The organism is Pararhizobium capsulatum DSM 1112 (genome assembly GCF_030814475.1).
Lineage (GTDB): Bacteria > Pseudomonadota > Alphaproteobacteria > Rhizobiales > Rhizobiaceae > Pararhizobium > Pararhizobium capsulatum.
The window spans coordinates 325,635-339,096 of sequence record NZ_JAUSVF010000001.1 but is presented as its reverse complement, the minus strand read 5'-3'; the positions used below and the strand labels follow the sequence as shown (position 1 = coordinate 339,096).

At 58.7% G+C, this 13,462-nt stretch carries 10 protein-coding genes; 8 read left to right on the top strand and 2 right to left on the bottom strand.

Going from position 1 to position 13,462, the window contains the following annotated elements; translation table 11 throughout:
- The 3 genes from QO002_RS01570 to QO002_RS01560 all read left to right on the top strand — a co-directional run bounded on the left by QO002_RS01570 (position 1) and on the right by QO002_RS01560 (position 4,014).
- Positions 1-690: an ABC transporter ATP-binding protein gene (locus QO002_RS01570; RefSeq protein WP_307226018.1), complete on the top strand. Its 690-nt coding sequence runs from the start codon at positions 1-3 to the stop codon at positions 688-690.
- A complete protein-coding gene (locus tag QO002_RS01565) occupies positions 687-1,937 on the top strand; it encodes an ABC transporter permease (RefSeq protein ID WP_307226016.1) in 1,251 nt (416 codons plus the stop codon). The genes QO002_RS01570 and QO002_RS01565 overlap by 4 nt, the downstream gene beginning before the upstream one ends.
- Positions 1,938-2,127: 190 nt before the next feature.
- A complete protein-coding gene (locus tag QO002_RS01560) occupies positions 2,128-4,014 on the top strand; it encodes an MFS transporter (protein ID WP_307226014.1) in 1,887 nt (628 codons plus the stop codon).
- Between the two features lie 108 nt (positions 4,015-4,122).
- On the opposite strand, the gene leuB is transcribed toward QO002_RS01560, so the two are convergent.
- Positions 4,123-5,235, bottom strand: coding sequence for a 3-isopropylmalate dehydrogenase (gene leuB / locus QO002_RS01555; RefSeq protein WP_307226012.1), 1,113 nt, complete (start codon positions 5,233-5,235; stop codon positions 4,123-4,125).
- 341 nt (positions 5,236-5,576) lie between these two features.
- Here leuB and QO002_RS01550 point away from each other — a divergent pair, with 341 nt between their 5' ends.
- The 4 genes from QO002_RS01550 to QO002_RS01535 all read left to right on the top strand — a co-directional run bounded on the left by QO002_RS01550 (position 5,577) and on the right by QO002_RS01535 (position 10,539).
- Positions 5,577-6,734 carry a fumarylacetoacetate hydrolase family protein gene (locus QO002_RS01550; protein WP_307226010.1) on the top strand — a complete coding sequence of 386 codons (1,158 nt, stop codon included), beginning with the start codon at positions 5,577-5,579 and terminating at the stop codon, positions 6,732-6,734.
- A gap of 84 nt (positions 6,735-6,818) precedes the next feature.
- Entirely contained in the window at positions 6,819-8,459 is a 1,641-nt protein-coding gene (locus QO002_RS01545) for a phosphoethanolamine transferase (RefSeq protein ID WP_307226008.1), read from the top strand.
- An 83-nt stretch (positions 8,460-8,542) separates the two neighbouring features.
- The gene (locus tag QO002_RS01540; RefSeq protein ID WP_307226006.1) at positions 8,543-9,205 is read left to right on the top strand and encodes a response regulator; all 663 of its coding nucleotides are present in this window, start codon (positions 8,543-8,545) and stop codon (positions 9,203-9,205) included.
- The gene (locus QO002_RS01535) at positions 9,202-10,539 is read left to right on the top strand and encodes a sensor histidine kinase (protein ID WP_307226005.1); all 1,338 of its coding nucleotides are present in this window, start codon (positions 9,202-9,204) and stop codon (positions 10,537-10,539) included. Before QO002_RS01540 ends, QO002_RS01535 begins: the two co-directional genes overlap by 4 nt.
- 13 nt (positions 10,540-10,552) lie before the next feature.
- Here QO002_RS01535 and QO002_RS01530 read toward each other — a convergent pair whose 3' ends face one another.
- Positions 10,553-11,764 carry a TIGR03862 family flavoprotein gene (locus QO002_RS01530; protein ID WP_307226003.1) on the bottom strand — a complete coding sequence of 404 codons (1,212 nt, stop codon included), beginning with the start codon at positions 11,762-11,764 and terminating at the stop codon, positions 10,553-10,555.
- Positions 11,765-11,934: 170 nt separating this feature from the next.
- Here QO002_RS01530 and QO002_RS01525 point away from each other — a divergent pair, with 170 nt between their 5' ends.
- The gene (locus QO002_RS01525) at positions 11,935-13,293 is read left to right on the top strand and encodes an amidase (protein WP_307226001.1); all 1,359 of its coding nucleotides are present in this window, start codon (positions 11,935-11,937) and stop codon (positions 13,291-13,293) included.
- Positions 13,294-13,462: the final 169 nt, after the last annotated feature.

Genomic DNA, 13,462 nt, shown 5'->3' with positions numbered 1-13,462 from the left:
ATGCTTTCACTGAACGTTGATGCCGTCACTGTCCGTTATCCGGGCCTGTCCTCGCCTGTCCTCGACGTACCATCTCTTTTCATAGCCCCGGGCAGCCGGGTCGTGATCACCGGGGCATCGGGATCGGGAAAGAGCACGCTCGTCAATATCATGACCGGTCTTGAGCGTGTCCGTGACGGGTACGTGCGCTGGGGTGACACCGATATCGCTGTTCTTTCCGAGCGTGCGAGAGATCGCTGGCGAGGCATGAATATCGGCTTGTTCATGCAGGATTTTCATCTCTTTCCAGGTCTCTCCGCCTTCGACAACGTCATGTTGCCGGCGCGACTGTCGCGGGCTGCAAAGAAGGATGATGAAATCCGGGCAAAGTCCCTTCTGCACGAGGTCGGCCTCCAAAGACCGGAGCAATCTGTGGAGACCATGTCGCGCGGTGAGATGCAGCGCGTTGCCATCGCACGCGCTCTGCTGCGACGCCCCTCCATTTTGATCGCCGACGAGCCCACGGCAAGTCTCGATACGGATAGCGCAGATGCTGTCGCGCATTTGCTGCTCGCCCTGTCGCTTGCCGAAGGAAGCACATTGATCGTGGTTTCTCACGATCCGCGACTGACACGTCAGCTCGACCGATGCCTGACATTGGTCGCCGGAAGAATTGCGAGCGACAGTTCGGTTGAGGGGAAAGTGGCATGACCGGCTTTATTCTTGCCGATCTGCGTCGCCTCTGGGCCGGATCACTCGTCGTCGTGCTTCTGATTGCCTTTGCGACGGCCCTGGGCGTCGCGGTGACCCTGCAGGAGCGCTCCTTGCGGCTTGGCAGCGCGCGCGCAGCCGACCATTTCGATCTCGTCGTCGGTGCTCCGGGAAGCGAGACCCAGCTCGTCCTGTCTTCCGTCTTTCTGCAGGCGTCCCCACTGCCGCTTCTGCCGGGTGCGACACTGGCTAAACTGACCTACGATCCAAGAGTTGCCTGGGCAGCTCCCGTCGGTTTGGGAGACTCATTTTCCGGCTATCCCATCGTCGGCACTGCAACGGTCTTGATTTCGGAGCTTTCTTCCATCGACGAAGGACGGATGTTCCGGACTGCCGGCGAGGCGGTCGTCGGCGCCGCCGTCGATTTGCCCATGGGCTACGGCGTCAAGCCGATGCACGGCTCGGCCTATGAAGGCGGAGAGACCCATACGGAATTGTCGTACAGCATCGTCGGGCGCATGAAGCCCACCGGCACCGCGTGGGACAAGGCGATCCTCGTCCCCATCCAGTCGGTGTGGGCGCTTCACGGGCTTGGCGAGCATGACCAACGTGAGGGCGACCACGACGCTGCGCACGGCGAAGAGGAAGCTGCCCACGCCCATGCCCATGTCGATCCGCAATCGCCGGTGTCGGAAAACTGGGATCGGGACGCACCCGGATTGCCGGCAATCCTTGTCAAACCGAAGTCCATCGCCGATGCCTACAAGTTGCGACAGGAATATCGGGGGGGTGGCACGCTCGCTGTTTTTCCTGGTGAGGTTCTGACCGCGCTTTATACGACGCTTGGAGATGCGAAGAAGGTCCTTTCGGCAGTTGCGATCGGCGCGCAGGTCCTGGTCGCTGCGGCGGTTCTTCTGGTTACGGTCGTTCACATCGGTCAACGCAGGCGTCAGATCGGGGCCTTGCGCGCGCTCGGTGCGCCGCAGTCGGCAGTCTTCTCCATTGTCTGGCTTGAGCTTTTCGTGCTGAACGCGATCGGCATCCTTCTCGGCTTCGGCATTGGTTATTTCGCTGCAAAACTGCTTTCGGCCTTGTTTGCAGGGCAAAGCGGGATCACCCTCCCCGTTGCCTTCGCGCAAATCGATCTCGTCAACGCCGGTGCCATACTGTTGTTTGCCGCCATTCTGGCGGTGGTCCCCGCGGTCATTGCCTATCGGCAATCCCCAGCACAGGCCCTGCGAAGCTGAAGGCTCTTGTCGCCCGTTTACCGTAATCATGCCCTTGATATTATACTAAAGTCATAAGCCGAAAGCACTATTAGCGGGATTGGACTTTTCTGCCATCCTGCTCCGGTGGTGCATTTCGTTCGCGACCAGGGAGGGTTGCGAACATCGGGGGTGCGCTCCAACGCCGGTTTCTGAGTGGAGGACTATCGAAATGGCAAATGTAGCGACCGTGGGCGGTGAAAAGGCCGGCCCCATGACAGCAGAGCAAAAGAAGGTGATTTTCGCCTCCTCGCTCGGCACGATCTTCGAGTGGTACGATTTCTATCTCTATGGGTCACTGGCCGTCTATATCGGCGCGACCTTCTTCAGTTCGTATCCCGAAACCACCCGCAACATCTTCGCCTTGCTTGCCTTCGCGGCAGGCTTCCTCGTTCGTCCGTTCGGTGCACTTGTGTTCGGGCGTCTCGGCGATCTCGTCGGCCGCAAATATACCTTCCTCGTCACCATCCTGATCATGGGTCTATCGACCTTCCTCGTCGGCATCCTGCCCGGCGCGGCGTCGATCGGCATTGCCGCTCCAATTCTCCTGATTGCGCTGCGCATGCTGCAGGGTCTGGCGCTCGGTGGTGAATATGGCGGTGCTGCGACCTACGTGGCCGAGCACGCGCCCCAGGGTAAACGAGGTTATTTCACCTCATGGATCCAGACCACGGCGACGCTCGGTCTCTTCCTGTCGCTGGTGGTTATCGTTGCTGTTCAGATGATCTTGGGCAAGGAAGCATTCGCCGCCTGGGGCTGGCGCATTCCGTTCCTGCTCTCCTGCATCTTGCTCGGCGTTTCCGTCTGGATTCGCTTGAAGATGAATGAATCACCCGCTTTCAAGAAGATGAAGGAAGAAGGCAAGGGCTCCAAGGCGCCGTTGACCGAAGCCTTCGGTCAGTGGAAGAACGCAAAGATCGCGTTGCTTGCTCTGTTCGGTGCCGTCGTTGGCCAGGCCGTTGTCTGGTATTCCGGCCAGTTCTACGCCCTGTTCTTCCTGCAGAACATCCTGAAGGTCGATGGGCAGTCGGCCAACCTGATGGTTGCTGCCTCGTTGCTGATCGGCACCGGCTTCTTCGTCTTCTTCGGCTGGCTGTCGGACAAAATCGGCCGCAAGCCGATCATCATGGCCGGCCTTCTGCTCGCCATGATCACTTATTTCCCGCTGTTCAAGGCATTGACCTGGGCCGGTAATCCGGCGCTGGCCGAGGCACAGGAAAGCGTTCGCGCAACCGTCACGGCCGATCCGGCGGACTGCAAGTTCCAGTTCAACCCGACGGGTACGGCAAAGTTCACGACGTCCTGCGATATCGCGACGTCGTTCCTGACACGCAACTCGGTGCCTTATGATGTTGTCCCCGGCCCAGCCGGCACGCCGGCAACCGTCAAGATCGGCGAAGAAACGGTCAACAGCTACGACGCGGTTACGGCCGGCGACAAGGCAAAGGCTCTTGGCGGAGCCTTTGAAAAGCAGATCAACATCGCGCTTCATGACGGCGGTTATCCGCTCGTGCGCGGTGCGGCGAAGGTGCCGGAAAGCAAGCTTGACGGCTTCGTAGCCGCCAATCCTGAACTCACCCTCGATGCGGCAGCCGTTCGCAGCGGCGACAAGGCAACCATGACTGGCGAAGAGCTTGTCGCGGCCAAGCTGCTGACGGCGGCCGAAGCCGCTGGTGTCACCGACATGCCGGTCTACACCATCGACAAGGGCGGCGCCTTTACGATGGTCGCCGATCCGGCTCGGGTAAATTGGGTCATGGTCATCGCCGTGCTCACCGTGCTGGTCATCTACGTGACCATGGTCTACGGCCCGATCGCGGCTCTTCTGGTCGAGCTGTTCCCGACCCGCATCCGCTACACCGGCATGTCTCTGCCCTACCATATCGGCAACGGCTGGTTCGGTGGTTTGCTGCCGGCAACGGCCTTTGCAATGAGTGCTGCCCAAGGCGATATCTACTATGGTCTCTGGTACCCGATCGTGTTTGCAGGCATCACGCTGGTCATCGGCATGCTCTTTCTGCCCGAAACCAAGGATCGCGACATCCACGCGATGGAGTGACATTGTTCAAAACATGCACAAAAAAGCCCGGTGCGATGTCGCACCGGGCTTTTTTATTTCAGATATTAGTATTGCGTCTTTCCCGTTTTGGCCGGAGCCATCCCAGGATCAAACGGAAAGCGCCTTGAATTCTGCAAGGATCGCGTCGCCCATTTCGACGGTGCCGACCTGGCGAGCGCCATCGGCCATGATATCGCCGGTCCGGATACCCTGATCGAGCACGTTGGCGATTGCCTTTTCGAGGTTGTCGGCTTCCTTCACCAGGTTGAAGGAATAGCGCAGGCACATGGCGAAGGAAGCGATCATCGCGATCGGGTTGGCGATGCCTTTGCCCGTGATATCCGGTGCCGAGCCGTGGACTGGCTCGTAGAGGGCCTTGCGCTTGCCAGTCTTGGCATCCGGTGCACCTAGTGAAGCAGATGGCAGCATGCCGAGCGAACCGGTCAGCATGGCGGCAACGTCGGACAGCATGTCGCCGAACAGGTTGTCGGTGACGATCACGTCGAACTGCTTGGGCTGGCGAACCAGCTGCATGCCGCCGGCATCGGCAAGCATGTGCTCAAGCTGCACGTCGGAATACTTGTCCTTGTGGGTCGCGGTTACCACCTGGTTCCAGAGCACGCCCGACTTCATGACGTTGCGCTTTTCCATGGAGCAGACGCGGTTCTGGCGGGTACGGGCCATTTCGAAGGCGACACCGGAGATGCGTTCGATTTCATAGGTATCGTAGACCTGGGTGTCGATGGCGCGCTTCTGGCCGTTGCCAAGATCGGTGATCGTTTTCGGCTCGCCGAAATAGACGCCGCCGGTCAGTTCGCGGATGATCAGGATGTCGAGGCCTTCGACGAGCTCCGGCTTCAGCGACGATGCGGCTGCAAGCGCCGGATAGCAGATCGCCGGGCGCAGGTTTGCAAAGAGCTCCATATCCTTGCGCAGACGCAGGAGGCCGGCTTCCGGGCGTACTTCGTAAGGGACATCATCCCACTTCGGGCCGCCGACTGCGCCGAACAGCACTGCATCGGCCGCCATAGCCTTTCCCATGTCCGCGTCGGAAATGGCTGCGCCGTGGGCGTCATAGGCCGAACCGCCGACGAGGCCTTCGTCGATGGTAAAACCGGTTGCCATTTCATCATTCATGTAGGCGATGATCTTGCGAACTTCCGCCATGGCTTCCGGGCCGATGCCGTCGCCGGGCAGAAGGAACAGGTTGCGCACTGTCATGGGGAATTCCTCGTGTTTGCAAAATGTCTCGACGTCATGTCGGGCGCGTTCTTAACGCAACTTTCTGCCAAGGAAAATGCGGTGGGAGAAAGATTCGTGCGCTGCTACCGATTTGTTGAGTTCCCGCAAAACAACGAACCGGACGCCATGCTGCGATCCTCTTGGCTACCGGAGCATCGCGCTTCGCCAGAGCTTCTTCCTCCATTCATGTGAAAGCCGGCCCGACCCTGCGGCCGGCTTTTGCATGTCCGGTGCTTGATCAGATACCCTCGTGCGTGCTCATCTCCCGGAGAAAAATAGAACCACCCGCTTTGCCGGGCATCAAACAGGAGCGCAGGGACATGACAGGACAGACGGACGTCTTCAAAAGGGGAACCTTTGTCGGTCGCGTTTGGCGCCCCGAATTCTCCGGTCCTTCGGTTGTAGTCGTCAGGGAAGGTTTGGTCACCGATATCACCAGTGGCAATATCGCGACGATGCGCGATCTCCTGGAGCACGATGACCCTGTCGGCATCCTGGCGTCCCGTTCGGGTGATGCTTTGGGTACGGTCGAGGATATGCTGACTGCGTCTTTGACGGCGGCTGGAGATGCTAAAACACCGCACCTTCTGGCCCCTATCGATCTCCAGGCTGTGAAAGCCTGCGGCGTCACCTTCGCACGCTCGATGATAGAGCGCGTCATCGAGGAGCGAGCCGCTGGCAATCCCGATCTTGCCGTCAAAATCCGTGAAAAGGTCGTTTCCATTATCGGCGACAGCCTGCGCAATCTGAAAGCCGGTTCGCCGCAGGCGGCAGAGGTCAAGGCAGCCTTGATAGAAGAAGGTGTCTGGTCACAATATCTGGAGGTTGGCATCGGCCCGGATGCCGAGGTTTTTTCCAAAGCGCAGATCCTCTCCTCCGTCGGACACGGCGCCGATGTCGGTCTGCATCCAATTTCGAAATGGAACAATCCCGAGCCTGAGATTGTGCTTGTTGTCGATAGCAACGGGCGCGTAAAGGGCGCCACGCTCGGCAATGACGTCAACTTGCGCGATGTGGAAGGGCGTTCAGCGCTCCTGCTTGGTAAAGCTAAGGACAACAACGCTTCCTGCGCGATCGGTCCCTTCATTCGGCTTTTCGATGCGAGCTATTCGTTGGACACGGTTCGCAACGCGGACCTGGACCTGCATGTGAAGGGTGAAGACGGCTATGTGCTTGTCGGCCGCAGTTCCATGAAGGAGATCAGCCGCGATCCGCTCGATCTCGTTGCGCAGACGATCGGCCGACATCACCAATACCCGGATGGGCTCGCACTCTTCATGGGCACATTGTTTGCCCCGGTGGAGGATCGCGATATCCCCGGCCAGGGCTTCACCCATAAGGTCGGAGATATCGTGACGATCTCCAATCCGGACCTTGGTGCGCTTACCAATCGCGTCCGACTTTCCACCGAGTGCGCCCCCTGGACCTTCGGTGTCGGGCAACTGATGCACAATCTGGCGGATCGCAAACTTCTCTGACGACGTCTGGCAGCCATATTCAGGTTGTTGTCAGGATAGGAGACGAGATGTGGAGCCAGTCAAACTGGCCCAGGATTTCGTCTCTTGCCCTTCTTCGCTTTCCTTGCAAACAACCGACCGCGCATCGGCAGCGCCACGCTGAGCTTCCTTGTCGCGCTGTTCTTGCTGGTTGTTCTCAACCGGACGTTCTGGGTTCGTGCCGACACCTATCTTGCTGGAAATATCGTAACCCTCAGCGCACTTGCCATCGGCTTGCTTGCTCTCTTCACCGCTGTTTTGACTGCAGTTTCAGTAAAATACGTGACAAAGCCGGTCTTCATGCTGCTGATCCTGACGGCTTCCCTCGCGGCGTGGTTCACCGACAACTATGGCGTGATCGTCGATACCGAGATGATTCGGAACGTCCTGGAAACCACGGGGCCGGAATCGGGCCGTGTCCTGACGCCGGGGCTTTTCCTGCATATTGTGCTGACGGCAGTGTTTCCGTGCATTCTTCTTGCGTGGACCGAGATCCTCCATCGTTCGTTCTGGTCGAAGGTTGCCTGGAACCTGGCCATCATCCTGCCCTGCCTGCTGGCATTTGCCATATCGGCGATGAGCCAGGCGCGCGTTTTCGCGTCCACCGTGCGGACCCACAAGGATCTCGCCCGGGTCATCAATCCCTTCGTGCCTTTGGCAAGTGCTGTCCACTACACGATCGATCGTGGCGGCGAGCGGCATCTTCTGGTGGAGCCCCTCGGTTCGGACGCGAAACGCGTGAGCGTCGGCATCCCATCGCAAAAGCCGCGGGTTACCATCATCGTGGCCGGCGAAGCCGCACGCTCTGCGGATTTCTCGCTTGGCGGATATAGTCGCGAAACCAATCCGGAACTCAAGGCACAGAAGGTGCTCTATTTCCCGGATACGACGAGTTGCGGCACGGCAACGGCCGTGTCCCTGCCTTGCATGTTTTCCGTCTATACCCGCAAGAAATATACGCACCTCAAGGGTCTTTCGACCGAAACACTGCCTGACGTCCTTTCTCATGCAGGCATCAATATTGCCTGGTGGGACAACAATACCGGCAGCAAGGGTGTTGCCGACAGGATCGCTTTCGTGAACCTGCCAGCGATCAAAGACCCCCGGTTTTGCAAGGATGGTGAATGCCAGGACGGCATTTTCCTCGACCGGGTGGACGCCTGGCTTGACACGATCAAGGGCGACAGTGTTCTCGTGCTGCACCAGCTCGGAAGCCACGGCCCCGCATACAGTCTTCGCTACCCGGATGAGTTTCGTCGATTCCAGCCCGATTGCCGTTCGGTGGAATTCACGGCCTGCACGCAGCAGGAAATTATCAACGCCTACGACAATACGATCCTTTACACCGATCATATTCTGGCTGGCATTATCGATCGGCTAAAATGCCACGGCGACAAGATTGCAGCGTCTATGCTCTACATGTCCGATCATGGAGAATCGCTAGGCGAAAACAGCGTTTACCTGCACGGCATGCCCTATTTCATCGCTCCCAAGGAACAGACGCATATCCCGTTCGTCCTATGGTTCGACAACGATTTCGCGGCAACCACGGGCGTTGAAAGATCGTGTGTTGAGAAGACGCTCGATCAACCGCGCTCGCATGACAACCTGTTCCAGAGCGTGCTTGGCATGATGAACGTCGAAACTTCGATTTACGATGCATCGCTGGATGTGCTTGCTTCCTGTCGACTGGCGCCGATGTCCTGAAGTGTCATGGCTTTGCAAGCTTTCATTTTGCTCTATGTTTGCGGTAGTTTGCGACGGGCGAGATGGAAGAAAGAACGCGGCGCGTGCGAATTCTTTTGGTGGAAGACGATGAAATCCTGGGCGAGGCCGTCCGCGACCATGTGATCGCGGCTGGGCACGCTGTTGATTGGTTCGGTACGATCGCGGATGCACAGGCGACTGCGCGTGTTACGGCGTATGGGCTCATCCTCCTGGATCTGCGTCTGCCAGATGGCTCCGGCCTGAGGTTGTTGAAACAGCTTCGCGGCCGGGAGGATGCGACGCCGGTGATTATCCTGACGGCGCACGATCAGATCAGCGACCGGATCGAGGGGCTTAACAGCGGCGCTGACGACTATCTGGTAAAACCCTTCGATCTCGACGAGCTTTCGGCGCGCATCCATGCCGTAGCGCGGCGATATCAGGGCAAACCCGCCTCCGTCGTTCGTTTGCCGGGGATCACCGTGGATCAGGCCAACCGTCATCTGACCGTTGATGGCGATGCAGTTTCGCTCAGTGGCCGCGAATGGGCCGTGCTTGAAAGATTGCTTGAGCGACCGGGTGCAATTGTCTCGAAAGTACAGATCGAGGAAGCGCTCTATGCCTTCGGTTCCGAGATCGAAAGCAACACCGTGGAGGTCTATGTGAGCCGGCTTCGCAAGAAGATTGGCAAGGAACGCATCGGCACCGTGCGCGGGCTCGGCTATAGCCTGGAAGCGAAGGCATGACGAAAAGGCCTGCCGCGGCAAGTATGAGCCGACGACTGATCATCGCCTTGACGAGCACTGTTACGGCCTTCTGGCTGGTTGCGGCAAGTCTTGGCATCATGGTCATGCTCGACGAATTCAGCGAAATCTTCGATAGCGTCCTGCAAGAGACTGCTGAGCGCTTGTTACCGCTGGTGCTTGATGACCTGGCCCGCAAGGATGACGGCGATGGTCCGGGCCGAATCGAGTCGGATACCTTGCCGGAAGAAGCTTACCTGACCTATCAGGTTCGCGACGGGACCGGTGCGGTGCTGCTGCGTTCGCACGCCCTGAGTGGTCAACTGCTCGAAGCACCGCTTAAGCGTGGCTACCATGATACGCCGGCGTATCGTATTTACACCGCCGTTTCTCCTGACAACAAGATCTTCGTCCAGGTGGCTGATCCGCTATCGTTTCGGCGGGAAGCGGCCGTTGAGGGTGGAAGTACCTTGCTTCTGCCTCTGCTGGTGCTGATACCCTGCAGCATTTTTGCTATCCGCCTGATTGTTCGTCGGATCCTGAAGCCTGTCGAGAACCTGCGTGCCCAGATTGCCAGCAAGGACGGCGGCAATATGGCGCCGATTGACGACAACCGCCTGCCGGTCGAACTTCAACCGATTGCCCGGTCGGTAAACCTCCTTCTCGAGCGATTGACGATCGCTTTGGAAGCGGAGCGGGAGTTTACGGCCAACAGCGCCCATGAGCTTCGTACGCCCATCGCTGGTGCCCTGGCGCAGACCCAACGTCTTATCCAGGAGCTGGACAATGGGCCGCAGAAAGTCCGGGCAGGGCAAATCGCCCGCTCGCTCGGCAATCTCGGCCGGCTTGCCGAAAAGCTCCTGCAGCTCTCGCGTGCCGAGGCTGGTATTGCCGTCATCGACACGCCGGAAGACATGCTTCCCATTCTTCGTGCAGTTATCGACGAGACGAGGCGGCTTGCCACGATTCAAGGCGCGATAGAGTTGGAGATCGCCGAGGGGGCAACGCTTGTTCGACCGATCAATGGCGATGCCTTTGCGATCGTGATGCGCAATCTTCTCGAAAATGCGCTTATCCATGGCGATATCAAACAGCCGGTGCGCGTTCGTATAAACAGAGACGGGGCAATCTCCATTTCCAATGGCGGTCCGGTCATTGATGCCCACGTCCTTTCGGGTCTGACGGCCCGCTTCGCTCGGGGCAAAACAACGGCGGTTGGGTCTGGCCTCGGCCTTTCCATCGTCACCAAGCTCATCGCTCAGATGAACGGCACTTTCGAACTTCGTTCCCCGGCAAGCGGAGCGAGTGACGGGGTGGAAGCTCGCATCGTTCTATAAGGTCACGGCCAACTTACTTTTGAGCGAGAAAGCGGCTTATGCCTTCAGCTGCCGCCTTGCCCATGGCGAAACAGGCTGTCAGCAGGTATCCGCCCGTCGGCGCTTCCCAGTCCAGCATTTCTCCGGCCACGAAGATTTTGGGCAATCGCTTCAACATGTAATTTTCATCGATCTCGGTGAGGAGGATGCCGCCAGCCGACGAAATCGCCTCGGCGATCGGGCGGGGTCTCACGATGCGAATTGGGAGCGCCTTGATGACCTCTGCCAATTGTGCTGCATCGCCGCTGCCGGCCAATTCTCTGACAAGTCCGGCCTTTACCCCCTCTATTCCAGCTCCTTTGCGCAGACGGCTGGACAAGCTCGCCTTGCCGCCCTGCTTCGCAAGGTCTCTTGCCAGTTTTTCGATCGGGCGACCAGGGGCAAGATCGACTGTCAGCAATGTTTCATGTCCGCTCTCCAGCCGGTCGCGCAAGGCTGCGGCGTGGGCATAGACCAGGCTGCCCTCAATCCCTGTTCGGGTCACGACGAATTCGCCGGGAAACGTGCCGGCATCGGATGTGGCTGTTACGGATTTCAGCGGCGCGCCTGCGAAACGGTCGCGAAAAATGTCGCTCCAGTCCACATCGAAGCCGCAATTGGCAGCACGAAAAGGAGCGATCTCAACGCCGAGGCGTCCAAGCTCCGGCACCCAGGCCGCATCCGACCCCAGCCGTGGCCAGCTTGCACCACCGAGGGAGAGAAGGGTTGCTTCGCAGGCGACCGACGTCTCTCCATCGGGCGTTTCAAGGCGCAGTTCACCCGTGGGCGTGAAGCCGATCCAGCGGTGCCGTGTCAGGATCGCTACACCCTGCTGTTCCAACCGCTTCAGCCAGGATCGGAGCAGGGGAGACGCCTTCATTACCTTTGGAAAAACGCGGCCGGAGGTGCCTACAAATGTCTCTGTCCCAAGCGAATGAGCCCATGTCTGCACCTGCTCCGGCGTGAAGCCATCAAGCGCAGGGCGCAGGGCGGCGTTCGCAGGGCCGAAGCGGTTTGCAAATTGTTCGAACGGTTCGGAATGCGTGATGTTCAGCCCCGATTTTCCGGCAAGCAGAAATTTGCGCGCCACCGACGGCATCGCTTCGTAGGCTGTCACATGATGGCCGGCATGCGACAGCATTTCTGCCGCCATCAGGCCGGCCGGGCCTGCGCCGATCACGGCAATGTTCTGCATCTTCTGCGTCATGGCGCTACTCATGGCGTGAGCGGCAGTCTTGCGCAAGTGCGCCGAGATTTTGCGAGTGTCCAGCCTATATCCAACGGGACAAATCGCCTTGAGCCCATGAGAATCGATAGCTGGTTTTGGTCAATCGACCTGCTAAGAATTTTTCGTCTCTTAACTGAAATCGGGTTGGCATGATCAAGCAGCAAGGTCCTATTCGCAACCGCCTCGAAGATATTCTGACGCGTCTTGATGCGCGTCGGGATCAGGAGCGGACTTATGTCACGCTCTACCCTCATTCGGCCCGTGCGGAAGCCGGTGCGGCAGATGCGAGGTTCGCAGCCGGAAAGAGTCTCGGCCCGATGGATGGCAAGATCATCTCGATCAAGGACCTGTTCGATATTGCTGGCGAACCGACCCTGGCCGGCTCGGTCATTCGCCGTCAGGAAGCTGCGGCCACCGAAGATGCCGTAATCGTTCGCCGGCTTCGGGATGCCGGGGCGATCATCCTTGGCAAGACTCACATGACGGAATTCGCTTTCACTGCAGTCGGTCTCAACCTGCATTATCCTGTGCCGGGAAACGCATTTGACGCAGCGCTCATTCCTGGTGGCTCCTCCTCTGGCGCAGCCGTTTCTGCGGCGGAAGGCACCTGCGACATTGCCATCGGATCCGATACCGGAGGGTCCGTACGTATTCCGGCGGCTTTGAATGGTATTGTCGGGTTCAAACCAACTGCGCGGAGGGTGCCGCTGGTCGGCGCGTTTCCACTTGCGCCGAGCCTTGATTCCATCGGGCCGCTTGCGGGTACGGTTGCTGACTGCGCGCTTGCCGATGCCATCATGGCCGGTGAAGTTCCCTCGCCGCTACAGACCGTGCCGCTCTCTGAGCTGAAGGTCGGTATTCCCCGCGGGCGACTTTTCCAGGATACGCAGACCGATATCCTAGCAGCTTTTGACCAGGTTGTAGGCCGATTGCGCAAAGCTGACTGCGAGATCGTCGACGTGATGATTGACGATCTTCTCGAGGAGTTTCGCCAGGCAACACAGATCGGCTCGATCGCAGGCATAGAGGCAAGCCGTGTTCATGCTGGCTGGCTGAATGATGAAAATCCCCTGGTTGATGAGCGCGTAACATCTACCTTGCGGCGGCGGGCGCAAGTCAACACGGCTGATCTTGAGGCTATTCTTGACACGCGCGTCGTTCTTGCCCAACGTATGGATGAACGGATCGCTGGCTTTGACTCCATTCTTTTACCCGCGACCCCCATATCCGCAGTACCGATCGCGACAGTGGAAACTGACGAATTCGAATATAGGCGGGTCGAGGATCTGCTTTTGCGCAACACGCAGGTTGCCAACCAGTTCGACCTTTCTGCGATCACTCTGCCGTTGCGAACCACAAGTCTACCCGCGGGCATCATGCTCATGGGGGCAAACGGCGGGGATCGGAGGCTCCTCGATACGGCAGCCGCCGTCGAGGTATTGCTCGCAACGCTAGGTTTACCGAATGACACTGATGAATCTGCAGGCTTGGAACCTCAACTTCTTTAGCGAGCATTGTCCTTTGCGCTGATGCGCCGCCCGGCTAAGAAGCCGGGCCCAGCTAATTCCTCTCCATGACTCTCTGATCAAAGACCGCGCGAGAATTTTCGATCGCGGCAGCTTGACAAAAATTTGGCAATCTAGTTAGTTCGGTAACTGAACGAATTAAATGAGGTGG